Source organism: Arthrobacter sp. Y3222053 (assembly GCF_059092805.1).
Genome location: NZ_JBNHIA010000003.1, coordinates 106,097 through 129,596, shown reverse-complemented (window position 1 = coordinate 129,596; position 23,500 = coordinate 106,097). Strand labels below are relative to the sequence as shown.

Below are 23,500 nucleotides of genomic sequence, written 5' to 3'. Positions count from 1 at the left end.
GAACACTAATCAGGGGACGGAGGCAGGGCGCATGGATCGCTCCGCTAGCACTCGGGCCAACAGGGCCACCGGCAAGTCGTCGATCGTCGGGCTGGCCAAGGTCATGGCGCGCTTGACGCCGAGGCAGCTGAACGACGAAATCGGCCTTGCCACCGCCGAAATGAAGCAGAAGGGCAAGGCCGCCGGCATCGCCGCCGCGTTCCTCGTCATCGCCCTGCTGTTCCTGGCCGCGCTGGCGGTCGCCCTGATCGCCGCGGCCATCCTCGGCCTCGGCACGGTCATGCCTCCGTGGCTGGCGGCGCTGCTGGTGGCTGCGCTGTTCCTGGTGATCGCGGCCATCGGCGGGCTCGTCGGCGTGTCACGGTTCAAGAAGACCCTGCCGCTGATGCCGGAGGAGGCCATCCGCGGTCTGCGGTACGACCTCGGGGTGCTCAAGGAGGGCCGCCGCTTCGACCCGGCCACCCTGGACAAGCCCAAGGAACCGAAGCAGGAGAAGCCGAAGAAGGACAAGTCCGCAAAGCCCGACGACGCTCCCCAGCCGAGCGAGGAGGAGCTGCGGACCCGGACCCGGCAGCGCCGGGAGCACCTGGCCGACGTCCGCGACACCCTCGGTGAAAAGGCCGACGTTCGGCGCCAGGTGCGGGAATTCGAAGCCCGCAGGGCCGCGGCCCAGCAGCGGCGATCCGGGCAGGGACAGGGCACGAAGTCGCCGACGGACGACATCACGCTGATGATCCGCGAGCACTGGCAGCCGCTGACCGTCCTGGCCGCCTCGCTGCTGGCGATGGCCATCATGATCAGCCGGCTGGCCCGGCGCTAGGAGCACCAGCCACAAAGCACCAACGGAAAGCGGACAGTGATCAGGATAATCGGGGCGGGAGCCCGGCCGGGGCAGACCCTGACAGAGGTCAACACGTTCTGGACCGTTCCGAACCTGATCACTGTCCTGCGCTTTCTGGGGATCCCGCTGTTCGTCTGGTTCGTGGCAACCGACAGTTACGGTCCGGCGTTCCTCACCCTCGTCCTCGTCGGCGGCACCGACTGGGTGGACGGTTACCTGGCACGCCGCCTGAACCAGGTCTCGACGGTCGGCAAGTGGCTGGATCCCGCTGCCGACCGGCTGGCCATGATCATCGTGGCCGTTACCTTCGTGGCGGACGGCCTGGCGCCCGTCTGGCTCGTGTACGCGATCGTCATCCCCGACCTGATCCTGCTGGCGAACTCGCTGATCCTGTTCCACGGCAGCCCCAATCTCCAGGTCAGCAACCTGGGCAAGATCCGGACCGCGCTGCTGCTGGTCGGCGCTCCGCTGCTGCTCCTCACCAGGGTGCAGGGTTTTGACCAGCAGTGGCTGACCATCCTCGCGGACGTGATCCTGGTGCTGGGCTGCATCGGTCACGTCGCGGCCTTCGCCGCCTACATGGCCGCTTCCTGGCGGAAGTACCGCACGGAGCGGGCCCGTGGCACCGGCTGAGCCCACAGTGTCCGCAGCGGCAGGGGACTCCGGGGGGCACCGGTGACCGGAATCGCCATTCTCTGTGCCCTCGCGAGTGCCGTGTTCCTTGCCTTCGGCGCACAGCGGCAGGGCAGCGCCGTCAGCGCCGACACCGGCGGACTGGCGTTGAACGGCAGCCAGCTGACCCGGCTGCTGCGCAACCCCCGCTGGCTTTTCGGGCTCCTGCTGCTGGGCGTCGGCATGGGGCTGAACGTCACCGCGCTCGGGCTGGCGCCGCTGACCGTGGTGCAGCCCATCGGCTCCCTCGCCCTGGTCATTACCACCGTCGTTAACGCCCGCGACCAGGGGCTGCGGCTCAACCGCATCACCGTGGCGGCAATCGTCTCCTGCGTCCTTGGCAGCGCCCTGTTCGTCTCCCTGGCCGTCTTCGTCACCCGCACCCAGCAGGTCGTCGAGCAGCGCCAGGAGGTGGTGATCGTCCTGATCCTGGCGGTCGTCGTGGCCTTCTTTGGAACCCTGAACCTGCTGTTCGGCAAGCGGCTCAACGCCATCGTCCACATCTTTGGCGCGGGTGTCCTCTTCGGCTTCGTGGCCGTGCTGACCAAGATCATCATCGGCGACCTCTTCAACCCCAACGGCCGCTTCCTCCTCAACGTCCCCTGGTACACGATCGTCGGCATTGCCGTGGCCGGCGCCCTCGGGGCCTGGTTCGTGCAGAGCGCCTATTCCTCCGGCCCGCCCGACCTGGTCATCGCCGGACTGACGGTCATCGACCCCATGGTCGGCATCGCCATCGGCATCGGAGTCCTGGGTGAACTGCGGCCCGACGTGCCTCCAGTGGCCGCCGTGGCCATGGGCCTGGCAGCTTTCGTTGCTATTGTTGGGGTCGTTGCCCTCTCCCGGTACCACCCGGACGTCATCCAGCGGAGGGCTGAGGAACGGCACCGACGGGCAGCCGAAGCGGCCCGCCCGCAGACAGACCACTAGAGGAGACCGTGAGCGACGCACCGGTGGAACAACCCCTGACAATCCTGATTGCCTGTGACACCTACCCGCCGCACCTGAACGGAGCCGCGCAGTTCGGCTACCGGCTCGCCAAGGGCCTGCACGCACGCGGACACGATGTGCACGTCCTGGCCCCGGCCGCGGGACCCGGGCCCTCCCACAGCGACCTGGACGGTCCCTGGCCCGTGCACCGCCTCCGCTCCCACGGCGTGCCCACCCATGAGTACTGGCGGATCTGCCTGCCGTGGGAAATCAAGCGGGAGATCAGCCTGCTCATGGACCGGGTGCAGCCCGACGTCGTGCATATCCAGTGCCACTACATGGTGGGTGAGTACACGCTGTACGAGGCGGTCCGGCGCGGAGTCCGCACCGTGGCCACCAACCACTTCATGCCCGAAAACCTGGACCCCTTCCTGCCGTTCCCCCGGTGGTTCAAGCGGATTGTTGCGCGCAACTCCTGGCGGGACATGGGCAAGGTGATGGGCCGGGCCGCCGTGGTCACCACCCCGACGCCGCTGGCGGCGAAGGCCATGAAGGACTACGCCAAGTTGGACGATGTCCTGCCGCTGTCCAACGGGATCGACGCCGCGGCTTACGAGCCGCGGCCGGGTGAGGTGATCGAACCGCATGAGCAGCCGACCGTGCTCTTCGTCGGCCGGCTGGCGGAGGAAAAGCACGTGGACGTGCTGATCGATGCCATCGCCAAGCTGCCGCCGGATGTGCCGGCCCGGGCGGAAATCGTGGGCGGCGGCGAGGTGCGCCCGGCCCTGGAGGAGCAGGTCCGCCGGCTCGGCCTGCAGGACAGGGTGGTGTTCCGTGGCCTGGTCTCCGACGAGGAGCTGCGGCTCGCCTACCTGCGCGCCGACCTGTTCTGCCAGCCCGGCACCGCAGAGCTGCAGTCGCTGGTGACCCTGGAGGCCATGTCCGCCTCCACCCCGGTGCTGCTCGCCAATGCCATGGCCCTGCCCCACCTGGTCGACAGCGGACGCAACGGCTACCTCTTCGAGCCGGGGGATTCCGACGAGCTGGCACGCCGGATCACGGACATTCTCCGCCTGCCCACCGAGCAGCGCCTGGACATGGGACGCCGGAGCCGCGAACTCGTCGACCGCCACGGCATCGAACAGACGCTGGCCACCTTCGAAGCGCTGTACGCCGGACGAGAGGCGCCGCAGCCGGCCTCGTAGCTCCTTCACCGACGGCCGGACAATTGGCTGGCGTCGGCTGGGGGCCGCTAGGATGTGGAGTTGTTCCGCCTGCAGCTGCAGGGGAGCGGGGGGCTGTAGCTCAGCCGGTTAGAGCAGCGGACTCATAATCCGTCGGTCGTGGGTTCAAGCCCCACCAGCCCTACCCCCGACACCGTTGCTTCCCGGCGGCGGAGGTTGACCCGTGAAACCCCGGTCCCAGGACCGGGGTTTCATCGTCTCCGGAGTCCGGCCTCGGCCCGCACCGGCCGTTGCCCTCGATGTTACTCACGGGTAACATAGTTCGTGCGGGCCGACCACGCCCGCCCGATCACCGGCGATCCCGCAGCGAAGGGCACATTCCATGGCAACTCCCGACGTCGACAACCTCCCATACGCGGACGGCGACTTCTACGCATTCGAGGACCTGCTTACCGACAAGGAGCGGGACCGGCTGCACGAAATCCGCGCGTGGCTGGGCGCCCATGTCAAGCCGTACGCAGCCCAGTGGTGGAATGACGCGGAGTTCCCCGCCCATATGGTCCCCGAGCTGGCTGAACTGGACGTGGTGAGCCCCGTGTACCGGCAGGGCTACTCGAACCTTTTCGCGGGCCTGTGCCATGCGGAGTTCACCCGCGCAGACACTTCCTTCGCCACCTTCATGGGTGTCCATGACGGGCTGTTCACCGGTTCCATCGAGGCCCTGGCCTCCGAGGAGCAGAAGGCTGCCTGGCTGCCGGACATTTACGCCATGAAGAAGATCGGCGCCTTCGGCCTGACCGAACCGCTCGGCGGTTCCGACGTCGCCGGCGGCCTGCGCACCACCGCCCGCCGGGACGGGGACTCCTGGATCCTCAACGGCGAGAAGCGCTGGATCGGCAACGCGACCTGGTCCGACTGGGTGGTCATCTACGCCCGCGACGTGGACACCAACCAGGTCAAGGGCTTCCTTGTGGACACCGCCACCGAGGGCTACACCGCGACCAAGATCGAAAACAAGATCGCGCTGCGGACCGTCCAGAACGCCGACATCAAGCTGGAGAACGTCCGAATCAGCGACGACTTCCACCTCAAGGGGGCCAACACCTTCAAGGACGTCAACAAGGTCCTGAAGGTGACCCGGCTTGCGGTGGCCTGGCAGGCGGTGGGCCAGCAGATGGCGGCCTTCGACATCGCCCGCCGCTACGCAGTGGAGCGGACCCAGTTCGGCAAGCCGCTGGCCTCGTTCCAGCTCATCCAGGAACAGCTGGTGAAGATCCTCGGCAACACCGTCAGTTCGATGGGCATGATGGTCCGCCTGGCCCAGCTGGAGGACCTCGGCCGGGCGAAGGACGAGCAGTCAGCCCTGGCCAAGGCCTTCACCACCGCCCGCATGCGCGAATCCGTGGCCCTGGGCCGCAGCATCCTCGGCGGCAACGGCATCGTCACCGACTACGGAATGGCCAAAGTGTTCGCAGACGCGGAGGCGATCTACTCCTACGAGGGAACCTACGAAGTGAACACCCTGGTCACCGGCCGGGCAATCACCGGGGTGGCGGCCTTCGTCTAGGCAGGCGACTCCGCCAGCGACGGCCGGTCGGATCAGTCACCGATCCGGCCGGCCGTCGCCGTCGTGGGGAGCCCCAGTTCTCCGCTTCCCCTGCACGGCCGCGGCGGCCGCCCCGCCGGCGGGCAGGGGGAGCAGCACCGAAGGCCGGCGGTCGGTGACGAACGCCAGCGGGTCCACATAGTCCCCGTTCTCCCGCACGCCCCAGTGCAGGCACGGCTGCGGGCAATGCAGGGCGGCCGTGGCAGCCACCGCGCCGACCTGCTCGCCGGCTGCCACCGCCGAGCCGGCCGCCAGATCGGTCTCCACGGGCTCGAAGCTGCTCAGCAGCACCGCCCCCGCCTCCTCGATCCGGATCGTCAGCACCGGCCGGTCCACCACCCACCCGGCAAAGTGCACCGTCCCGGCGGCGGGACTCACCACGGCGGTGCCGGCTGCGGCCGGCAGGTCCACGCCCCTATGGCCTGCCAGCCAGCGCTGCGCCGGCCGGTCGAATCCCCTGAGGACCGGGGGCGGCGGTTGCAGCGGCCACTGCCACCGGGGTTGCCACAGCGACGCCGGGACAGCCTGTCCCGCTGTCGCGACGGGCGGAAGGCGGTCGCCGGGCCGAACGGAAGCTCCCGGCATGAAGACCAGCAGCAGGGCGGCGAGCAGCGCCGGAGCCTGCCGGCCGAAGGGCCTCCGGAGGTCGGCCGGAGGGCCGGAAGCCGTGGGCAGCGAAGAGATCACCGGACCAGCCTGCACCGGAGGGTACCCCGGGGCAGGTGTCCGGGGCGGGCGGGGGACAGGCACGGCCGGGCAGGGCGCTGTGGAGGAGCCCGTTCCCGGTGCCGCCCGTGCGCTCGAAGGGGCCGAGGGCGCGTGCGCTGCGGCTCCGGCGCTGTAGTACACTTATCCAAGCAGTCTGCCGTGCGCTGACCCGTGCCCCCTCGGGGTGTAGCGGCGAGCAGGGCGGACTGACTACGCGCATCCCAATTATCCGTGACCGTCCTTTAGGGCGATCACCGGGTGTGCCTCCAGCGGTCCGGCTTGCCGGCAGGGGGCCCACGCTGAACCCCAGCTGATGGATGCCAGGAGCTCCGCCCGCCGGGCGTGCAGCTGTATAACCGTCAATTGGCAGCGGATTCGCGCGTGCGCGCCGAACGCTGCCGGAAGGAGTGACGACATGCCCGTCGTTACCATGCGCCAGCTGCTCGACAGCGGCGTCCACTTTGGACACCAGACCCGCCGCTGGAACCCGAAGATGAAGCGCTTCATCTTCACCGAGCGCAACGGCATCTACATCATCGACCTGCAGCAGTCGCTGTCCTACATCGACCGCGCCTACGACTTCGTCAAGGCCACCGTCGCCCACGGCGGCACCGTGCTGTTCGTCGGCACCAAGAAGCAGGCACAGGAAGCCATCGCCGAGCAGGCCACCCGCGTCGGCCAGCCCTACGTGAACCAGCGCTGGCTGGGCGGCATGCTGACCAACTTCTCCACCGTTGCCAAGCGCATCCAGCGCATGAAGGAACTCGAGGAGATCAACTTCGAGGACGTCGCCGCTTCGGGCCACACCAAGAAGGAGCTGCTGCTCCTCAAGCGTGAGCTCACCAAGCTCCAGGGCAACCTGGGCGGCATCCGCAACCTGTCCAAGACCCCGTCGGTCCTCTGGGTTGTCGACACCCAGAAGGAGCACCTGGCGGTTGACGAGGCCAAGAAGCTGGGCATCCCCGTCGTCGCGATCCTCGACAGCAACTGCGACCCGGACGACGTCAACTACCCGATCCCGGGCAACGACGACGCCATCCGCTCCGTCAACCTGCTGACCCGCGTCATCGCCGACGCCGTTGCCGAAGGCCTCATCGCCCGCAACAACAAGGCTGCCGGCAACACCGAGGCCGCCGCCGAGCCGATGGCCGAGTGGGAGCGCGAGCTGCTCGAGGGCCAGGCCGCTGAAGCACCGGCCGCCGAGGCGCCCGCCGCTGAAGCACCGGCCGCCGAGGCCCCCGCCGCTGAAGGCGCCGAGGCAGCGGACAAGTAAAACCTCATCCCGAAAGCGGTGGATTACCGCGGACGGGGGATCTGCAGAGTGCGGCTGGCCGGCTACCGGCCAGCCGCACTCGCGGAAACGCACCACAACTTATAACGGGAGGACTGGAGTCCAAATGGCGAACTACACCGCTGCTGATATCAAGGCCCTGCGCGAGCGCACCGGCGCCGGCATGATGGACGTGAAGAAGGCTCTGGACGAGGCCAACGGCGATGCCGACAAGGCCATGGAGCTCATCCGCATCAAGGGCCTGAAGGGCGCCACCAAGCGCGAAGGCCGGTCCACCGCGGAGGGCCTCGTGGCCGCCAAGGTCCTGGACGGCACCGTCGGCGTCATGATCGAGCTCAACTGCGAGACCGACTTCGTGGCCAAGTCCGCCAAGTTCATCGAACTGGCTGACCGCGTGCTCGCTGCCGCCATCGAGTCCGGCGCAGCCGACGCCGAGGCGCTGCTCGCCTACGAGGTCGACGGCAAGCCGCTGTCCGAGATCGTTGTCGAAGAGGGCGCCGTGCTGGGCGAGAAGGTCGTCGTCCGCCGCGTCGCACGCGTCGAGGGCAAGACCGTCGACGCCTACCTGCACAAGACCTCCAAGGACCTGCCCGCCCAGGTGGGCGTGCTGTTCGCCGTCGACGGCGAAGGCGACGCAGCCTTCGAGGCCGCCCACGACGTCGCGGTCCACACCGCGGCCTACGCACCCACCTACCTCACCCGGGACGAGGTGCCGACCGACACCGTCGAGAACGAGCGCCGCATCGCCGACGAGACCGCCCGCGCCGAAGGCAAGCCCGAAGCTGCCCTGCCGAAGATCGTTGAAGGCCGCCTGACCGGCTTCTTCAAGGAGATCGTGCTGCTGGACCAGCCGTTCGCCAAGGATGCGAAGAAGACCGTCGGCAAGGTCTTCGAAGAGGCCGGGGTCAGCCCCGTCGCCTTCGCCCGCTTCCGCGTCGGCGCCTAAGGCACCACGCACGCGCGCAGATGAATGAAAGGGGGTGGCCACCACACGGTGGCCACCCCCTTTGTCTGCCCGCACCTTGCCTGGCACTGCCGGCAAATTAGTCTTAACAGCAGATCCCCAACCTTCCGGGAGGCATCAATGGCCCATCTCCAGAACGATTCCGCAGCGCCGCGACGCCGTGTCCTGCTCAAGCTCTCCGGCGAGGTGTTCGGCGGCGGCAAGCTGGGTGTGGACCCCGAAACCGTCCGCGCCGTCGCCAAGCAGATCGCCTCAACGGTCGGCGAGGTGGAAGTGGCCATCGTCGTCGGCGGCGGCAACTTCTTCCGCGGCGCGGAACTGTCCACCAGCGGCATGGACCGCTCCCGCGCGGACTACATGGGGATGCTCGGCACGGTCATGAACTGCCTGGCGCTGCAGGACTTCCTGGAGCAGGCCGGCGTGGAGACCCGCGTCCAGAGCGCCATCACCATGGGACAGGTTGCCGAGGCCTACATTCCGCGGCGGGCCATCCGGCACCTCGAGAAGGGGCGCGTGGTCATCTTCGGCGCCGGGGCGGGCCTGCCCTACTTCTCCACGGACACGGTCGCTGCGCAGCGGGCCCTGGAGGTCCACGCGGACGAAGTTCTCATGGCCAAGAGCGGCGTCGACGGCGTGTACACCGCCGACCCCAACAAGGATCCGAACGCGCGCAAGCTCGAGAACCTGACCTACGACGATGCCCTCCGCCAGGACATCCGGGTCATGGACCAGACCGCCATGACCATGTGCAAGGACAACAACCTGCAGATGGTGGTCTTCGGGATGGAAGGCGAAGGCAACGTCGCCCGCGCCATCCGCGGCGAAAAGATCGGCACCCTGGTCACCAACTGACCACACGGCGGGAGCCCCCGGGAGATTCCCGGGGGCTCCCGCCGTTAAGCCCTGCCCTCGCACCTCGCTGCGCTCCGTGCAGGGAACCTAAGGGCGGTGCGCCACCGCCCAGCCCTCGCACCTCGCTGCGCTCCGTGCAGGGAACCTAAGGGCGGTGCGCCACCGCCCACCCCTCGCACGTCGCTGCGCTCCGTGCAGGGAACCCGGGGCGGTGGCTTAGGATTAGTAGCAGAGCCAGCCACGGGTGCGTGGTCGAATTTCCCTGAAGGAGAAACCGTGATCGAAGAGACGCTGCAAGAGGCCACCGAGAAGATGGACAAGGCGGTGGAGGTCGCCAAGGAGGATTTCTCCGCGATCCGCACCGGCCGGGCGACTCCCGCTCTCTTCGCCAAGGTCCTCGTCGACTACTACGGTTCCCCGACCCAGCTCCAGCAGCTGGCCTCGTTCGCCACCCCCGACGCACGCACGCTGCTCATCACGCCCTATGACGTGTCGGCCCTGCGCGCCATTGAGCGGGCCCTCAGCGATTCGGAGGTCGGCGCCAACCCCTCCAACGACGGCAAGGTCATCCGCGTGGTCATGCCCGAGCTGACCGAGGAGCGCCGCCGCGAATACGTCAAGATCGTCCGGGGCAAGGGCGAAGACGCCAAGGTGTCCGTCCGCAACATCCGCCGCAAGGCCAAGGACGCTCTGGACCGGCTGGTCAAGGACGGCGAAATCGGCGAGGACGACGGCGCCCGTGCGGAAAAGGAACTCGACGCCCTGACGAAGGCCCACACCGAGAACATCGACGAGCTGCTCAAGCGCAAGGAAGCGGAGCTGCTCGAAGTCTGATGAGTTCCCACCAGCCTCCCACACAGGCTGGCGCCTCCTCCGCTCCGCAGGAAGCCCCGGCAGCAAAGGCCACCACCATGAGCGCAGCCGGTTCCCGGCGCGGTTCCGCCCGTACCCCGGATCGACCATCACGCGCCGGGCGTAACCTGCCGGCCGCGATCGGCGTCGGCGTCGTCCTGCTCGGATCGCTGCTGGTCGGGCTGCTGTACTACCCGGTCGCCATCGTCATCATCGCCGCCGGATTCGCCGTCGTCGGCGTCTGGGAAGTCAGCCGGGCCCTGGAGGTGCGCGGCATCAAGGTGCCCATGGTGCCGGTACTGGTCGGGACCCTGGCCCTGCCGCTGGCCGCCTACTTCGGCGGCACCGAGGCCCTTGCGTTCGCCCTGACGGCCACCTCGGTGGCGATCCTGCTCTGGCGCACCCTGGACACGGCCGAAGGGGCGCTGACCAGCATCCTGGCAGGCATCTTCGTGCTGCTCTGGGTTCCGTTCCTGCTCAGCTTCGCGATGGTTCTGCTCGCCGAGCCCGACGGACGCATACGGGTGGCGGTGCTGCTGCTGCTCGTGGTCGCCAATGACACCTTCGGCTACCTGATCGGCGCCCTGTTCGGCAAGCACCCGATGGCCCCGAAGATCAGCCCGAAAAAGTCGTGGGAGGGTTTTGCCGGATCAGCAGCCGGCGCCGCACTGATCGGCGTGCTGGCCGCGGTGTTCGCCCTTGACGCTCCCTGGTGGTTCGGGATCGTCCTGGCGGTGGCCACCGTCGCCGCGGCAACGGCCGGTGACTTCTCCGAGTCGATGATCAAGCGCGAACTGGGCGTGAAGGACATGTCCAACCTGCTGCCGGGCCACGGCGGTGTCATGGACCGGCTCGATTCGATCGTCTTCGCCGCACCGGTGGTCTTCCTGGTCTCCCTGCTGCTTGCCCAATGAGCAGGCACACACCGGGCCGCCTGGCAGGCACGTGCGGAAGGGCCAAGTAAGATGCAAGGTGGATCAGCTGCCCCGGTCCGGCCCAGCGCCGGAGCGGGCACCAAGACACGGAGGACTACCCCAACCATGGACGATGTGCGCCAGGCCAGTGCCCCCTTCCAGCGGGTGGGCCGCCGGGAGTACGGCTACAACATCCGACAGGTGGACGAGTTCCTCACCAAGGCCCGGGACTTCTACAATTCGCAGGGCAAAGGCACCAAGCCCATCACCAGCCGTCAGGTCCGCGCCATGGCCTTCGACCCGGCCAAGGGCGGCTACGAGGCGCAGGCCGTCGACGCGGCGCTGGACCGGCTCGAGGATGTCTTCGCCCAGCGTGAGCGGGACGAACTGATCCGCGAGAAGGGCGAAGACGCCTGGCTGATGCTGATCGGCCGCACGTCCGCCGTGCTGCGCGGGCGCCTCCACCGGGAACCGGGGGAGCGGTTCCGCCGTCCCGGCAAGCGCCGGGTGCCCAGCTACAACGTTGAGGACGTCGACGCGCTGTGCAACGAACTGCTCGGCTACTTCGAACATGACAAGCCGCTGAGCGTGGACGTGGTGCGCCGAGCGGTGTTCCGCGAGGCCCGCGGCGACGAAGGCTACGAGGAAACGCAGGTCGACGCGTTCCTGGACCGCGTCGTCGAGCTGATGGCCGCCATCGACTAACGCTGCCGGTCCGGGCGCCCGCTGCGCACGGGTCCGCCCCGGCCCCCGTCGCCGGTACCTTCCGGGGCATGCAGCCGGGCCATGAAGCGCCCGACGCCGACCGGCACCAGCCCGGGCCGGGCCCGCGAGACCAGGATGGTCACCAGGAACGACGCCGGCACGGTCCACGCGGCCGGCTGCGCCACCCAGCCCGGGATGCCTGCTCCGGCGGCGCCGGCCACTCCGCCCGCCGCCATGGCGCCCCCGCACAGCGCGGCACCGGTCAGCATGCCCGCCACGGCGCCCGGAGCTGTCAGCCCGCGCCACCAGATCCCCAGCACCAGCAGGGGACACAGGGTCGAAGCGGTGAACGCGAACACCATGCCGATGCTTCCGGCCAGGGCCTGGGAGCTGGTCAGCAGGGCAATCCCCAGAGGAACGACGGCGGCCGCCACCGCCGAGATCCGGAAGCCGCGCACGCTGCCGCCGAAGAACTCCTGGCTCATCACTCCGGAGAGGGACACCACGAGGCCGCTGCTGGTGGACAGGAACGCAGCGAAGGCGCCGGCCGTCACCATGGCCGCCAGCAGGTCTCCGAGGCCGCCGTCGAACACCGTGCCCGGCAGCAGGAGCACCGCAGCGTCGGCGCTGCCCTGGTCGGCGAGGTCGGGCAGGTAGATCCGGGCCAGGACCCCGTAGGCAATGGGAAAGACGTAGAAGAGGGACAGCAGGCCCAGCACGATCAGGGTGGTCCGCCGGGCCGAGGGCCCGTCGGGGTTGGTGTAGAAGCGCACCAGCACATGCGGCAGTCCAAGCGTGCCGCAGAGCAGGGCGAGGCTGAGCGAGATATTGCGGTACAGCGAGGCGTGCGCTTCGGGATCCAGGGCGTCGGCCAGGGCCGCGCCGCCGCCCTGCCACCCGGCCCCGCCGCTGTGGAAGAGGATGAACAGCACCGGCACGGCCAGCGCCGTCAGCTTCAGCCAGTACTGGAAGGCCTGCACGAAGGTGATGGAGCGCATGCCGCCGGTCGCGACGCTGGCGCACACCACCGCAGCCACCGCCACCGAGCCCGTCCACCCGGGCAGCCCGGTGGTGATCGCGATGGCCAGTGCCGCCCCGTGCAGCTGCGGCACGATGTACAGCCAGCCCACCGCGACCACGAGCAGGCTTGTGACCCGCCGCGCCGTCCGGGACTCCAGCCGGGCCTCGGCGAAGTCGGAGATGGTGTATGCGCCGGAGCGCCGCAGCGGGGCGGCGACGAAGAGCAGCAGCATCAGGTAGCCGGCCGTGTAGCCGATGGGAAACCACAGCGCGTCCAGTCCGGAGACCAGGATCAGGCCGGCGACGCCCAGGAAGCTGGCGGCGGACAGGTACTCGCCGCCGATGGCCGAGGCGTTCCACCAGGGCCGTACTGTCCGGGAGGCGACGTAGAAGTCCCCGGTGGTGCGGGAGATCCGCAGCCCGAACGCTCCGATCAGCAGGGTCGCGGTCACGACGGCGGCCACGGCCGCGTAGCCCACGGCGGGATCCATGCCGGGCAGGGCGGTCACCGCCTGGGCTCCTGCGGGCCGTGGACCAGGTCAAGGAAGCGCCGTTCATTACGGGCCGCGCTGCGCACGTACAGCGCCCCGCAGATGATCACCAGCGGATAGACGCTGACGCCGAGCAGGATCCACGGCGCGGGAATGCCGAACACCGCGGTGGAAGCGATCACAGGCACGAAGGCAAGGAGCACGGGCACGCCCAGCAGGATCAGCAGGAATCCGCCGCCCACCACCAGGGCTAGCCGCAGCTGGGACCGGATCAGGGCGCGGAGAAAGACATCGCCCACTTCGGACTGCTCGTCCAGCTCGCGGGAGACCGTGAACGGCGCGCCGGCCGCGGGGGACTGCCGCGGCGCGGTGACCCGAACCCGCGGCGGGGTCTCCGGGGAGCCGCTCATGGCACCTGACGGGACCGGCCGGCGCCGAGCGCGGCGCGTACCCCGGGCAGGTGCCGCCGGCTGACCGGAAGTTCGACGCCGTCCAGCTGCACGGAGGCCCGGCCGGCGGTGATCCGGATCTGTCGGATCCGGGGGCGGGCCACCAGATAGGAGCGGTGGATCCGCACGAACCCGGCGTCGGACCACTGGCTTTCCAGGTCCGCGAGGGGAACCCGCACCAGATAGGAGCCCTCGGAGGTGTGCAGCCGGGCGTAGTCGCCTTGGGCCTGCACGTAGGAGATGGTGTCTCGGCGGATCAGCTTGGTGGTGGCCCCCTGGACCACGGTGACGGTTTCGGCGTCGACCTCGGGGGCCGCGGCGTCGCAGATCCGCCGCACCGATTCCGCCAGCCGTTCCGGGCGGACCGGCTTGAGCAGGTAATCCAGCGCAGCCAGCTCGAAGGCGGCCAGCGCGTGTTCCTCGTCGGCGGTGACGAAGACGACCGCGGGCGGCTGCCGGTGCCGGGACAAGGCCCGGGCAATGTCCAGCCCGGAGAGGGCCGGCATGTGAATGTCGAGGAACACCGCGTCGACCTGCTTTTCCTCGAGCAGCCGGACTGCCGCGCCGCCGCTGCCGGCGCGGTGGATCTCGCCCACCCGGGCGTCGCGGCCCAGCAGGAACGCCAGTTCTTCGACGGCCGGCTGCTCGTCGTCTGCGACGAGCACGCTGATCGGCTTCGATGGTCCAGGCATGTGATCCAGACTACAACGCTCAGCCGCGCCGGCCCGGCTGCGACTTGGGGATCCGCATGGTGATCAGGGTGCCCGCCCCGGGGGCGGTGTCGATGACGAGCCCGTGCCCCGGGCCGTAGACCTGCCGCAGCCGCAGGTCCACGTTGCGCAGCCCCACGTGCTCGCCGTCGTCCGTGTGCCCGGCGAGCAGGGCCGCCAGGCGGTCCGGGTCCATGCCGACGCCGTTGTCCTCCACGGTGATCTCCGCCAGCGTCCCGGCGTCGGTGGCGGAGATGGTGATGTGCCCGGGCCCCTCCACGGCTTCCAGGCCGTGCCGCACGGAGTTCTCCACCAGCGGCTGCAGGGACAGGAAGGGAATCACCGTTCCCAGCACCTCGGGCGCCACCTGCAGGCTCACCTTGAGCCGGTCCCCGAATCGGGCCCGCTCCAGCAGCAGGTAGCGGTCGATCGAGCGCAGCTCCTCGGCCAGGGTGGTGAAATCACCGTGCCGGCGGAACGAGTACCGGGTGAAATCGGCGAACTCGACCACCAGCTCCCTGGCCCGCTGCGGGTCGGTGTTGATGTAGGAGGCGATGGCGTTCAGGGAGTTGTAGATGAAGTGCGGGCTGATCTGGGCGCGCAGGGCCCGCATCTGCGCCTCCACAAGCTGCGTCCTCGAGGAGTCGAGTTCAGCCAGTTCGAGCTGCACCGCGATCCAGCCGGCCACCTCGTCCGCGGCCCGGATCAGTCCGGCGCTGATCGCCGGGGCAAACACTCCCACGGTGCCCACCGTCCGGTCGTTGGCGGTCACCGGGCAGACCAGCAGTTCCCCGCCGTCGCCGGCCAGCCCCAGGGCGCGCAGCTCCGGTGCGCGCAGCACCCGGGCCCGCCCGCCCGCGAGGACTCCCGCCGAGACGGCGGCGAAGCCGGCCCGCTGCCGATCGGTGCCGGCCGGGGTGCCGCCCTCCCAGGCCAGGACGCCGGTGGCATCCGCCAGTACCAGGACCGGTGAACCCAGCAGCCCGCGCAGGTGCCGCGCGGCGCGCGCGGCGCCGTGTTCCGTCAGCCCTGAGCGCAGGTGCCGCGCGGCCAGCGCGGCGGTGTGCAGCGTGGCGTAGGTTGCCCGCTCGGCGTCGGAGCCGAGCTCGCGCTGCGCCCTCGTCAGCCGGTAGCCCAGGGCCGCCACCAGGGCGACCGTCAGCACGGCCAGCGAGCAGATGACGGCGATGTCGACGGCGGGGCTGAGCATGCCCACCACCATAACCGCAGGCGGGACAGGGGGCGGCGGCCGCTGCCGTTCACCGCAGCGCAGCCGCCGTTTGCCGACGCAGCCGCGGCTCGGCTGGATGGACGGCCGCCCACCCTGTGACAGTGAGGTTGATCACATTCGTGCGCGGGTGGCATCGCAGGCATCCGACGCGCAACGTGCCCAACAGAGGAGGAAGCAATGGCTGAAGAACAGCCGCCAACCCGGCAGGGCCCCACCGGCCATGTCGACTTCCAGGAGGTCCAGGGCTCGCCGCAGCTGCAGGAGCTGCGCAAACGCCAGCGCAGCTTCATCTTTCCGATGGCTGCCGCGTTCCTCATCTGGTACTTCGCCTACGTGCTGCTGGCCGACTACGCACACGGCTTCATGTCCACGCCGGTCTTCGGCAACATCAACGTCGGCCTGATCCTGGGGCTGCTGCAGTTCGTCAGCACCTTCGGCATCACCATGTGGTACGTCAGCTACGCCAACCGCCGCCTGGACCCCATCGCCAGTGAAATCCGCACCGAGCTTGAGGCCCAGGGCGTCAGCCGCCCGGAGGAGACCCGATGAACACCGTTTCCATCAGCGCCGCCGAAGCGGTGTCGGCCGAGGCCATCCAGGACACCGCCTGGCTCAACATTGCGATCTTCGGCCTGTTCGTGGGTGTCACCCTGGTGGTGGTCCTGCGCGCCAGCCGGAACAACAAGACCGCGGCGGACTACTACGCCGCCGGGCGGTCCTTCACCGGCCCGCAGAACGGCACAGCCATCGCAGGCGACTACCTTTCCGCGGCGTCGTTCCTCGGCATCGTGGGCGCCATCGCCATCAACGGCTATGACGGCTTCCTCTACTCCATCGGCTTCCTGGTCGCCTGGCTGGTGGCCCTGCTGCTGGTAGCGGAGATGCTGCGCAACACCGGCAAGTTCACCATGGCGGACGTGCTCTCCTTCCGGCTCAAGCAGCGCCCGGTGCGGATCGCCGCGGCCATCACCACGCTGGCCGTCTGCTTCTTCTACCTGCTGGCCCAGATGGCCGGCGCCGGCGGGCTGGTCTCGCTGCTGCTGGGCATTGATTCCCGGATCGGCCAGTCGCTGGTGATCACCGTCGTCGGCGGCCTGATGATCCTCTACGTACTGGTCGGCGGCATGAAGGGCACCACCTGGGTGCAGATCATCAAGGCCGTCCTGCTGATCGCCGGAGCCTTCGTCATGACGATCTGGGTCCTGGCGCTGCACGGATTCAACCTTTCCTCGCTGCTCGGTGCGGCCGTGGAGACCAGCGGCACCGCCGCGGTCCTCGATCCGGGGCTGCAGTACGGCAAGACCGAGGCGAGCAAGCTCGATTTCGTCTCCCTCGGCATGGCTCTGGTCCTCGGCACCGCGGCCCTGCCGCACGTGCTGATGCGCTTCTATACGGTGCCCACGGCCAAGGAGGCCCGTCGTTCCGTGGTCTGGGCGATTTGGCTCATTGGCTTCTTCTACCTGTTCACCCTGGTCCTCGGCTACGGCGCCGGCGCCCTGATCGAACGCGAAGCCATCACCTCCGCCCCGGGCGGCGTCAACTCCGCGGCCCCGCTGCTGGCCTTCGCGCTGGGCGGCCCGATCCTGCTGGGCGTCATCGCGGCGGTGGCCTTCGCCACCATCCTCGCGGTGGTCGCTGGCCTCACCATCACCGCCGCCGCGTCGTTCGCCCACGACATCTACGCCAACGTGGTCCGCAAGGGCGAGCTGGACTCGGCCGGCGAAGTGAAGGTGGCCCGCCGCACCGTGGTCGTCATCGGCATCATCTCCATCCTGGGCGGCATCGGCGCCCAGGGGCAGAACGTGGCGTTCCTGGTGGCGCTGGCCTTCGCGGTCGCCGCCAGCGCCAACCTGCCGACCATCCTCTACTCGCTGTACTGGAAGCGGTTCACCACCAGGGGCGCCGTGTGGAGCATGTACGGCGGCCTGGGCTCCGCGATCCTGCTGATCATCCTCTCCCCGGTGGTCTCCGGGGCGGAGACGTCCATGATCTCCGGCGCGGACTTCGCGGTCTTCCCGCTCTCCAACCCCGGCATCGTGTCCATTCCGCTGGCGTTTATCCTCGGCTGGCTCGGCACCATCACCGACAAGGGAGTGGAGTCGCCGGAAAAGCAGGCGGAAATGGAGGTCCGGTCGCTGACCGGCGTCGGCGCCGAGAAGGCGGTGGATCACTGACATCGCAGGTGCCGCGGGGGCGCAGCCGCCGGATTCCCGCCGAAAGGTCCAGGGAATAACCGGTTCCGGCTGACCCCGGAGCTGCAGCTGCCGATAGATCAGGGCAGAGGCGCCCGCGGCGCCGCAGACGTCCCGGCCGAGGGGGGATACCGGCCGGGACCCCAAGGAGGCAGGGTCCGCACCTGGTGCGGGCCCTGCCTCCGCTTTCATTCCTGCGCCGGCACCCGTTCGCCGGCAAGCCCGCGTTCGATGAGCGGCTGCACCCGGAAGGGAATCAGCTCGCCCATGGCCAGGTTCGTGTCGCACCGCTCCACCCCGGGGATGGCCAGGAGTCTGCGGTTGACGGCAAAGAGCTCTTCGGCGTCGGCGGCCACCACCCGCAGCAGCAGGTCGGCGTCGCCCGTCAGCCCATGGGCCTCCACCACCTCGGGAAGATCCCCGATTGCGGTGACGATTTCCTCGAGCTGCTGCTGGCGCACATGAACATGCACGAAGGCCAGCAGCGCGTAACCCAGCGCGCCGGTATCGATCCGGCGCTCGAACGGCAGGAACACCCGGCGGCGCTCCAGCTGGCCCATGCGGGCCTGCACGGTGTTGCGCGAAATGCCCAGGTGGGCGGCGAGGGCGACGACGGTGCGCCCGGGCTCCCGTGCGAGGGCCAGGAGGAGACGGAGGTCGGTTCGATCCAGGAGAGGCATAGTGCGCAACGCTAACAGGTGATCCTGACCACAGTTAGGGCAGGATGCGCAGGCTGGCACCGGATGGTTGTGCCCCGTGGTCAGTGTGAGTATGGTCACACGTAACCGGGCAACGGAGCCCGGAGTCCGGTATGGCCCCGCCACCCCAGGGGCCCGACCCTGGAAGGATACGCATCAAAGTGTCCCTGCATACCCCGGTACGGCACCCCGAGAACTCCGGAACTGCCCCCGACGAACCGCTGCTCCAACTCATCAGGCCCGACGGCGAGCGGGTGGCCGACGCGCTTTACGACCCCCTGGTCCAGGACATCGACCACGCCGCCCTGCAGGACCTCTACGAGGACATGGCCGTGATCCGGCGCATCGACGCCGAGGCCACCGCCCTTCAGCGCCAGGGCCAGCTGGGCCTGTGGCCGCCGCTGCTCGGCCAGGAAGCCTCGCAGATCGGCTCGGTCCGCGCCCTGCGCCCCTCGGACTTCGTCTTCCCCAGCTACCGCGAGAACGGCGTCGCCTACTGCCGCGGCGTTGCGCCTGAAGACCTGCTGAAGGTCTGGCGCGGCAATGCCGGCTGCGCATGGGATCCGTTCGAGGTGAACCTGGCCCCCACCCAGATCATCATCGGCGCGCAGTCGCTGCACGCCGCCGGCTACGGCATGGGCATCGCGGCCGAGGGCAGCGACGACGCCGTCATCACCTACTTCGGTGACGGCGCCACCAGCCAGGGCGACGTCAACGAGGCCATGGTCTTCGCCGCCAGCTTCCAGGCCCCGGTGATCTTCTTCTGCCAGAACAACCACTGGGCCATCTCGGAACCGGTCGGCGTGCAGGCCCGCGTCCCCATCGCCCACCGGGCGCCCGGATTCGGGATTCCCTCCATCCGGGTGGACGGCAACGACGTCCTGGCGGTGCTCGCCGCCACCCGGGCGGCCCTGGAACGGGCCCGCACCGGGGGAGGGCCCACCTTCATCGAGGCCGTCACCTACCGCATGGGCCCGCACACCACGGCCGACGACCCCACCCGCTACCGCGACGCCAACGAGCTGGAGGACTGGCGCGCGCGGGATCCGCTGTCACGGATCGAGGCCCATCTCACGCACGCCGGAGCGTTCTCCGAGGACTTCCGGGCACGCGTGGGGGAAGCGGCCGACGACGTCGCGGCCCGCCTGCGCGCCGGATGCATCGGCATGCCGGATCCGCAGCCGCTGGAGGTCTTCGCCCACGTATACGCCGAACCGCACAGCTGGCTGGAAGGCCAGCAGGGCGACTACGAACGGTACCTGGCCATGTTCGCCGAACCGCAGGCAGGCACCCCGGCCGGAGGTGGGGCATGAGCACCATGACCCTCGGCAAGGCGATCAATGCCGGCCTGCGCCGGGCCATGGAGGAGGACCCCAAGGTGGTGCTCATCGGCGAGGACATCGGCACCCTCGGCGGGGTCTTCCGGATTACCGACGGGCTGCAGAAGGACTTCGGCGCGCACCGGGTGATCGACTCCCCGCTGGCCGAGTCCGGCATCGTCGGGACCGCGGTCGGGCTCGCGTTCCGCGGCTATCGGCCGGTGGTGGAGATCCAGTTCGACGGGTTCATTTATCCGGCGTTCGACCAGATCGTCTCCCAGGTGGCGAAGATGCACTACCGCACCCGCGGCGCCGTCCGGCTGCCCCTGACCATCAGGGTGCCGTTCGGCGGGGGCATCGGGTCCCCGGAGCACCACTCGGAGTCTCCGGAGGCGTACTTCATGCACACCTCCGGGCTGCGGGTGGTCTCCGCCTCGAACCCCCAGGACGCCTACACCCTGATCCGCCAGGCCATCGCCTCCGACGATCCGGTGCTCTACTTCGAGCCCAAGCGGCGCTACCACGCCAAGGGCGAGGTGGACGAGCACGCTGCGGCGGACCTGCCGATGGGAGCGGCCCGGGTGGCGCGGGCGGGCACCGACGCCACCCTGGTCAGCTACGGCCCGCTGGTGCCGGCCGCCGTCGAAGCCGCATCGGCGGCTGAAGCCGAGGGCATCTCGGTGGAGGTGATCGACCTGCGCTCGCTGGCACCGCTGGACCTGCCGACCGTCGAAGCCTCCGTCCGCCGCACCGGACGGCTGGTGATCGCCCACGAGGCGGCCCAGGTCGCCGGGCCGGGCGCCGAAATCGCGGCGGTCATCACCGAACGCTGTTTCGACTGGCTGGAACACGCCCCCGTCCGGGTCACGGGCTTTGACGTGCCGTATCCGCCGGCCCGGCTGGAACAGCACCACCTGCCGGACCTGGACCGCATCCTTGACGGCATTGACCGGGTGATGCGCCGTCCGAACTCGCTGAATCCGCTCGGCGGGCATGCCCCGGTCCGTCCGCTTGAGGTGCCGGCCGTGCAGGAGGTGGGCGCATGATCCGCGAGTTCTGCCTGCCCGACCTCGGGGAGGGGCTCACCGAGTCCGAGATCCTCAGCTGGCGGGTCAGCGAGGGAGACACCGTAACGCTGAACCAGGTGATCGCCGAGGTCGAGACCGCCAAGGCCATCGTGGAACTGCCCTCGCCCTACGCCGGCGTCGTCGCACGCCTGCACGAGCAGCCCGGCACCGTCGTCGAGGTGGGCGCGCCGATCGTCTCCTTCGACATCCCGGCCGCCGACGACGCCCCTGCCGGGCCCGGGACTCCGGCGGGGCCTCCGGCCAGCCGGCCGGACGCCGGCGGTGAGGGGGAGCAGGCTCCGACGCGGGAGCCCACCCTCGTCGGCTACGGCGCGCCGCCGGACTCCGCCGGCAGGCCGGCCCGCCGCGCGCGGACGGGGCTGCAGGTCCAGGCCCTCAGCGGCGGGCATGCGCCCGCCGCGGGCGCGCTCGTCACACCTCCGGCGGCCCCTGCGGCGGAACCGGCTGTTGCCGTGCCTGCTGTTGCCGACGCGCTCGCGGTTCCCGCAGTGCCGGCCGGCGGCACCAGGCGCCGCTCGACGCCGCCGGTCCGGAAGCTGGCCCGGGACCTGGGGGTGGACCTCGAACAGCTGACCGGCAGCGGCCCGGACGGCCTGGTACAGCGCCCCGACGTGCTGGCCGCCGCCGGAACCGGCGCCGGGGCGGAGGCCCCTGCCGCAGCGCCCGCCGCTCCTGCGGCCCCATCCGGCGCCGCGGCTCCGGCCGTCCTGCCGGCCTCCGGCGCGGACACCGATCCGAGGCAGGAGCGCATTCCCATTGCGGGCGTAAGGCGGATGACCGCCGCCGCCATGGTGTCCAGCGCCTTCACGGCGCCGCACGCCACCGTGTTCCTGACCGTTGACGTGACCGCGACCATGGACCTGCTCCGGCGCCTGCGCACCCGGCCCGCCTACGAGGGAATCCGCCTGTCCCCGCTGACGATGGCGGCCAAGGCTGCCTGCGTGCTGCTGGGGCGGCATCCGGACCTGAACTCGCGGTGGGACGAGCAGGGCCGGCAGATCATCCGCTACCGCTACGTCAACCTGGGGATTGCGGCGGCGACGGAGCGCGGGCTGCTGGTGCCGAACATCAAGGATGCGCAGGCGCTGGACCTGCACGGCCTGGCGGCGGCGATCAATGAGCTCACCGCCACCGCACGCGCCGGCCGCAGCCAGCCCTCGGCGTTGACCGGAGGCACGTTTTCCATCTCCAACGTCGGCAGCTTCGGCGTCGACGCCGGGACGCCGATCCTGAACCCGGGGGAGGCCGCCATCCTGGCGCTCGGCGCCGTCCGGCGGATCCCGTGGGAGCACGAGGGAGCCATTGCGCTGCGTGAGGTGATGACGCTCAGCCTGTCCTTCGACCACCGGCTGGTGGACGGAGAACAGGGCTCCCGTTTCCTCGCCGACCTCGGCGACGTGCTGCGGGAGCCGGCCCTCGCCCTGGCGTTCTAAGCGGCGGATCCTTAAGAACTGAAGCCCGGGACGCCTGCAGTGCAGGCGTCCCGGGCTTGACCCGCCGTGCCGGTCGTCCGCTTCGCTGCGGACGGCGGGCGGACGGACTAGGACAGTTCGAGTTCGAGCTCCCGGACGACGGCGCCGCGGGCGTTGGCGAAGCCCTGGGCCTCGCCGATGACCTTGAAGCCGTACTTTTCCAGGATGCGGATCGAGCTGACGTTGTCGGCCACAGCGCGGGCGCGCAGGGGGCGTGCGGTGTACTCCTGGAGGAACAGACCGACGGCGGCGGTCGTAATGCCCTGGCCCCAGCGTGCCCGGTCGATCCAGTAGCTGATCTCCGGGGCGGCGTCGGGGCTGCTGTAGGCCAGGATGCTGCCCACCACCTCGCCGTCGGCCTCGATGGTGCGCACGGTGACGCCGTCGTCGTTGAGGATGGAGTGCCAGTGGTGGTCGAAGACGCCGCGGTCGGCGGGATTCTTGGCGGCGAAGGCGGCCATGTGGTTGGCGCTCGGGTCCAGCTGATGCGTGAAGAACTTCTCCAGGTCGGAGGGCTCCACGGCGCGGAGCCGGATGTCAGCGGGTGTGCTCACGGCAGGTCTTTCTGCTCAGGGGTATCGGTCTCCAGCGTACTAGGCATTCAGTGCGGCCCAGGCCATGCGTTCGAGCAGCGAGCGCAGCCGCGCGGTCTCGCGGGCGGACATCCGCCGTCCCACGGTGTGCGAGGTGGAGTTGATCAGGCCGAAGACGGCCTGGATCCGCCGGCGCAGCAGCGGCAGGTCGGAATCGGGGTGCAGCGCCGCCGCGGCGTCCACCCAGACCTCCACATACTGGCGCTGCAGCGAGCGCACCCTGCGCTCATCCTCCTCCGCCAGGCTGGCCAGGTCCCTGTCCTGGACCCGGATGACGTCCGCCTGGCCCAGGGCGAAGTCCACATGGAACTCGATCAGCCCGCTCGCCGCCTCCTCGGCGGTGGAGGATTCGCCGACGACGGCGCGCCCGCCCTCCAGCAGGTCCTCGCTGACGCCGATGAGCAGGGCGGAGAGCACCGCCGACTTGCTGGGGAAGTGGCGGTAGACGGCCGGCCCGCTGACGCCGGCCGCCGCTCCGAGCTCCTCGATGGACACCCCGTTGTAGCCGCGCTCGGCAAACAGCGCGGCCGCGGCGGCGAGCACGGCGGTGCGCCGGGAGGCTTTCGCCTGGCTGCGTCCGGTGGAACGGACGGGGATGTCGTTGGCGGTGCCCATGCATGCCTTTCGCTAGCGGCCGGGCACGAAACCCGGGGGAGCAGGAACGGTTCCATTGTGGTGGACAGTTCGGTTAATAGCCACTAACGTGTGGCCCAGTTAA

24 protein-coding genes and 1 tRNA gene are annotated in these 23,500 nt (G+C 69.7%); 17 read left to right on the top strand and 8 right to left on the bottom strand.

Annotated elements, in window-relative coordinates:
• Positions 1 to 31: 31 nt before the first annotated feature.
• The 6 genes from AC5RUW_RS08700 (at position 32) to AC5RUW_RS08675 (ending at position 5,194) form a co-directional block, all read left to right on the top strand.
• Positions 32 to 820 (top strand): phage holin family protein, encoded by a 789-nt coding sequence (locus AC5RUW_RS08700; protein WP_494160329.1) that lies wholly within the window; start codon positions 32 to 34, stop codon positions 818 to 820.
• 36 nt (positions 821 to 856) lie between these two features.
• Positions 857 to 1,474, top strand: a complete 618-nt coding sequence (locus tag AC5RUW_RS08695; protein WP_494160328.1) for a CDP-alcohol phosphatidyltransferase family protein — start codon at positions 857 to 859, stop codon at positions 1,472 to 1,474.
• A gap of 42 nt (positions 1,475 to 1,516) precedes the next feature.
• Positions 1,517 to 2,443, top strand: a complete 927-nt coding sequence (locus AC5RUW_RS08690; RefSeq protein ID WP_494160327.1) for a DMT family transporter — start codon at positions 1,517 to 1,519, stop codon at positions 2,441 to 2,443.
• An 8-nt stretch (positions 2,444 to 2,451) separates the two neighbouring features.
• Positions 2,452 to 3,648, top strand: a complete 1,197-nt coding sequence (locus AC5RUW_RS08685; RefSeq protein WP_494160326.1) for a glycosyltransferase — start codon at positions 2,452 to 2,454, stop codon at positions 3,646 to 3,648.
• An 89-nt stretch (positions 3,649 to 3,737) separates the two neighbouring features.
• Positions 3,738 to 3,811: transfer RNA gene (locus tag AC5RUW_RS08680), tRNA-Ile, on the top strand.
• 198 nt (positions 3,812 to 4,009) lie between these two features.
• The gene (locus AC5RUW_RS08675) at positions 4,010 to 5,194 is read left to right on the top strand and encodes an acyl-CoA dehydrogenase family protein (protein WP_494160325.1); all 1,185 of its coding nucleotides are present in this window, start codon (positions 4,010 to 4,012) and stop codon (positions 5,192 to 5,194) included.
• 36 nt (positions 5,195 to 5,230) lie between these two features.
• On the opposite strand, the gene AC5RUW_RS08670 is transcribed toward AC5RUW_RS08675, so the two are convergent.
• Positions 5,231 to 5,644, bottom strand: a complete 414-nt coding sequence (locus AC5RUW_RS08670; protein ID WP_494160324.1) for a M23 family metallopeptidase — start codon at positions 5,642 to 5,644, stop codon at positions 5,231 to 5,233.
• Positions 5,645 to 6,356: 712 nt separating this feature from the next.
• Here AC5RUW_RS08670 and rpsB point away from each other — a divergent pair.
• The 6 genes from rpsB to AC5RUW_RS08640 all read left to right on the top strand — a co-directional run bounded on the left by rpsB (position 6,357) and on the right by AC5RUW_RS08640 (position 11,519).
• On the top strand, positions 6,357 to 7,214 hold the full coding sequence (gene rpsB, locus AC5RUW_RS08665) for a 30S ribosomal protein S2 (protein ID WP_494007531.1): 858 nt from the start codon (positions 6,357 to 6,359) through the stop codon (positions 7,212 to 7,214).
• A gap of 124 nt (positions 7,215 to 7,338) precedes the next feature.
• Positions 7,339 to 8,178, top strand: coding sequence for a translation elongation factor Ts (gene tsf, locus AC5RUW_RS08660; protein WP_494160323.1), 840 nt, complete (start codon positions 7,339 to 7,341; stop codon positions 8,176 to 8,178).
• A gap of 138 nt (positions 8,179 to 8,316) precedes the next feature.
• Positions 8,317 to 9,048 (top strand): UMP kinase, encoded by a 732-nt coding sequence (gene pyrH, locus AC5RUW_RS08655; RefSeq protein WP_494007529.1) that lies wholly within the window; start codon positions 8,317 to 8,319, stop codon positions 9,046 to 9,048.
• A gap of 276 nt (positions 9,049 to 9,324) precedes the next feature.
• Positions 9,325 to 9,882, top strand: a complete 558-nt coding sequence (frr, locus tag AC5RUW_RS08650; RefSeq protein WP_494007528.1) for a ribosome recycling factor — start codon at positions 9,325 to 9,327, stop codon at positions 9,880 to 9,882.
• Positions 9,883 to 9,959: 77 nt separating this feature from the next.
• The gene (locus AC5RUW_RS08645; protein WP_494160322.1) at positions 9,960 to 10,814 is read left to right on the top strand and encodes a phosphatidate cytidylyltransferase; all 855 of its coding nucleotides are present in this window, start codon (positions 9,960 to 9,962) and stop codon (positions 10,812 to 10,814) included.
• A 126-nt stretch (positions 10,815 to 10,940) separates the two neighbouring features.
• Entirely contained in the window at positions 10,941 to 11,519 is a 579-nt protein-coding gene (locus AC5RUW_RS08640) for a DivIVA domain-containing protein (RefSeq protein WP_494160321.1), read from the top strand.
• On the opposite strand, the gene AC5RUW_RS08635 is transcribed toward AC5RUW_RS08640, so the two are convergent.
• Genes AC5RUW_RS08635 through AC5RUW_RS08620 form a run of 4 tightly spaced genes read right to left on the bottom strand, consistent with a single transcriptional unit; the run spans position 11,516 to position 15,399 of the window.
• Complete coding sequence (locus AC5RUW_RS08635) at positions 11,516 to 13,030, bottom strand: sodium/solute symporter (RefSeq protein ID WP_494160792.1); 1,515 nt, start codon at positions 13,028 to 13,030, stop codon at positions 11,516 to 11,518. The genes AC5RUW_RS08640 and AC5RUW_RS08635 overlap by 4 nt on opposite strands.
• 14 nt (positions 13,031 to 13,044) lie before the next feature.
• The gene (locus tag AC5RUW_RS08630; protein ID WP_494007525.1) at positions 13,045 to 13,440 is read right to left on the bottom strand and encodes a hypothetical protein; all 396 of its coding nucleotides are present in this window, start codon (positions 13,438 to 13,440) and stop codon (positions 13,045 to 13,047) included.
• Positions 13,437 to 14,171, bottom strand: coding sequence for a LytR/AlgR family response regulator transcription factor (locus AC5RUW_RS08625; protein ID WP_494160320.1), 735 nt, complete (start codon positions 14,169 to 14,171; stop codon positions 13,437 to 13,439). Before AC5RUW_RS08625 ends, AC5RUW_RS08630 begins: the two co-directional genes overlap by 4 nt.
• 19 nt (positions 14,172 to 14,190) lie before the next feature.
• Complete coding sequence (locus AC5RUW_RS08620; protein ID WP_494160319.1) at positions 14,191 to 15,399, bottom strand: sensor histidine kinase; 1,209 nt, start codon at positions 15,397 to 15,399, stop codon at positions 14,191 to 14,193.
• A 198-nt stretch (positions 15,400 to 15,597) separates the two neighbouring features.
• Here AC5RUW_RS08620 and AC5RUW_RS08615 point away from each other — a divergent pair, with 198 nt between their 5' ends.
• On the top strand, positions 15,598 to 15,969 hold the full coding sequence (locus tag AC5RUW_RS08615) for a DUF485 domain-containing protein (protein WP_494007522.1): 372 nt from the start codon (positions 15,598 to 15,600) through the stop codon (positions 15,967 to 15,969).
• The gene (locus AC5RUW_RS08610) at positions 15,966 to 17,594 is read left to right on the top strand and encodes a monocarboxylic acid transporter (protein WP_494160318.1); all 1,629 of its coding nucleotides are present in this window, start codon (positions 15,966 to 15,968) and stop codon (positions 17,592 to 17,594) included. Before AC5RUW_RS08615 ends, AC5RUW_RS08610 begins: the two co-directional genes overlap by 4 nt.
• A 206-nt stretch (positions 17,595 to 17,800) precedes the next feature.
• Here the strand turns inward: AC5RUW_RS08610 and AC5RUW_RS08605 are convergent, their stop codons facing one another.
• A complete protein-coding gene (locus tag AC5RUW_RS08605) occupies positions 17,801 to 18,292 on the bottom strand; it encodes an Lrp/AsnC family transcriptional regulator (RefSeq protein WP_494160317.1) in 492 nt (163 codons plus the stop codon).
• A gap of 179 nt (positions 18,293 to 18,471) precedes the next feature.
• Between AC5RUW_RS08605 and pdhA the strand changes: the two genes are divergently transcribed.
• Genes pdhA through AC5RUW_RS08590 form a run of 3 tightly spaced genes read left to right on the top strand, consistent with a single transcriptional unit; the run spans position 18,472 to position 22,150 of the window.
• Complete coding sequence (gene pdhA / locus AC5RUW_RS08600) at positions 18,472 to 19,623, top strand: pyruvate dehydrogenase (acetyl-transferring) E1 component subunit alpha (protein WP_494160316.1); 1,152 nt, start codon at positions 18,472 to 18,474, stop codon at positions 19,621 to 19,623.
• Positions 19,620 to 20,675 (top strand): alpha-ketoacid dehydrogenase subunit beta, encoded by a 1,056-nt coding sequence (locus AC5RUW_RS08595; RefSeq protein WP_494160315.1) that lies wholly within the window; start codon positions 19,620 to 19,622, stop codon positions 20,673 to 20,675. The genes pdhA and AC5RUW_RS08595 overlap by 4 nt, the downstream gene beginning before the upstream one ends.
• A complete protein-coding gene (locus AC5RUW_RS08590; RefSeq protein ID WP_494160314.1) occupies positions 20,672 to 22,150 on the top strand; it encodes a dihydrolipoamide acetyltransferase family protein in 1,479 nt (492 codons plus the stop codon). The genes AC5RUW_RS08595 and AC5RUW_RS08590 overlap by 4 nt, the downstream gene beginning before the upstream one ends.
• Positions 22,151 to 22,257: 107 nt before the next feature.
• On the opposite strand, the gene AC5RUW_RS08585 is transcribed toward AC5RUW_RS08590, so the two are convergent.
• Both AC5RUW_RS08585 and AC5RUW_RS08580 read right to left on the bottom strand, forming a co-directional pair.
• Complete coding sequence (locus tag AC5RUW_RS08585) at positions 22,258 to 22,743, bottom strand: GNAT family N-acetyltransferase (protein WP_494160313.1); 486 nt, start codon at positions 22,741 to 22,743, stop codon at positions 22,258 to 22,260.
• 39 nt (positions 22,744 to 22,782) lie between these two features.
• On the bottom strand, positions 22,783 to 23,397 hold the full coding sequence (locus tag AC5RUW_RS08580) for a TetR/AcrR family transcriptional regulator (protein ID WP_494007515.1): 615 nt from the start codon (positions 23,395 to 23,397) through the stop codon (positions 22,783 to 22,785).
• Positions 23,398 to 23,500: the final 103 nt, after the last annotated feature.

What these genes read in the sequence shown, in the direction of transcription:
- AC5RUW_RS08700 (WP_494160329.1), top strand. Translation starts at nt 32, where the DNA reads ATGGATCGCTCCGCTAGCACTCGGGCCAACAGGGCCACCGGCAAGTCG.
- AC5RUW_RS08675 (WP_494160325.1), top strand. Translation starts at nt 4,010, where the DNA reads ATGGCAACTCCCGACGTCGACAACCTCCCATACGCGGACGGCGACTTC.
- rpsB (WP_494007531.1), top strand. Translation starts at nt 6,357, where the DNA reads ATGCCCGTCGTTACCATGCGCCAGCTGCTCGACAGCGGCGTCCACTTT.
- tsf (WP_494160323.1), top strand. Translation starts at nt 7,339, where the DNA reads ATGGCGAACTACACCGCTGCTGATATCAAGGCCCTGCGCGAGCGCACC.
- pyrH (WP_494007529.1), top strand. Translation starts at nt 8,317, where the DNA reads ATGGCCCATCTCCAGAACGATTCCGCAGCGCCGCGACGCCGTGTCCTG.
- AC5RUW_RS08645 (WP_494160322.1), top strand. Translation starts at nt 9,960, where the DNA reads ATGAGCGCAGCCGGTTCCCGGCGCGGTTCCGCCCGTACCCCGGATCGA.
- AC5RUW_RS08640 (WP_494160321.1), top strand. Translation starts at nt 10,941, where the DNA reads ATGGACGATGTGCGCCAGGCCAGTGCCCCCTTCCAGCGGGTGGGCCGC.
- AC5RUW_RS08635 (WP_494160792.1), bottom strand. Translation starts at nt 13,030, where the DNA reads ATGGATCCCGCCGTGGGCTACGCGGCCGTGGCCGCCGTCGTGACCGCG.
- AC5RUW_RS08630 (WP_494007525.1), bottom strand. Translation starts at nt 13,440, where the DNA reads ATGAGCGGCTCCCCGGAGACCCCGCCGCGGGTTCGGGTCACCGCGCCG.
- AC5RUW_RS08625 (WP_494160320.1), bottom strand. Translation starts at nt 14,171, where the DNA reads ATGCCTGGACCATCGAAGCCGATCAGCGTGCTCGTCGCAGACGACGAG.
- AC5RUW_RS08620 (WP_494160319.1), bottom strand. Translation starts at nt 15,399, where the DNA reads ATGCTCAGCCCCGCCGTCGACATCGCCGTCATCTGCTCGCTGGCCGTG.
- AC5RUW_RS08615 (WP_494007522.1), top strand. Translation starts at nt 15,598, where the DNA reads ATGGCTGAAGAACAGCCGCCAACCCGGCAGGGCCCCACCGGCCATGTC.
- AC5RUW_RS08610 (WP_494160318.1), top strand. Translation starts at nt 15,966, where the DNA reads ATGAACACCGTTTCCATCAGCGCCGCCGAAGCGGTGTCGGCCGAGGCC.
- AC5RUW_RS08605 (WP_494160317.1), bottom strand. Translation starts at nt 18,292, where the DNA reads ATGCCTCTCCTGGATCGAACCGACCTCCGTCTCCTCCTGGCCCTCGCA.
- AC5RUW_RS08595 (WP_494160315.1), top strand. Translation starts at nt 19,620, where the DNA reads ATGAGCACCATGACCCTCGGCAAGGCGATCAATGCCGGCCTGCGCCGG.
- AC5RUW_RS08590 (WP_494160314.1), top strand. Translation starts at nt 20,672, where the DNA reads ATGATCCGCGAGTTCTGCCTGCCCGACCTCGGGGAGGGGCTCACCGAG.
- AC5RUW_RS08580 (WP_494007515.1), bottom strand. Translation starts at nt 23,397, where the DNA reads ATGGGCACCGCCAACGACATCCCCGTCCGTTCCACCGGACGCAGCCAG.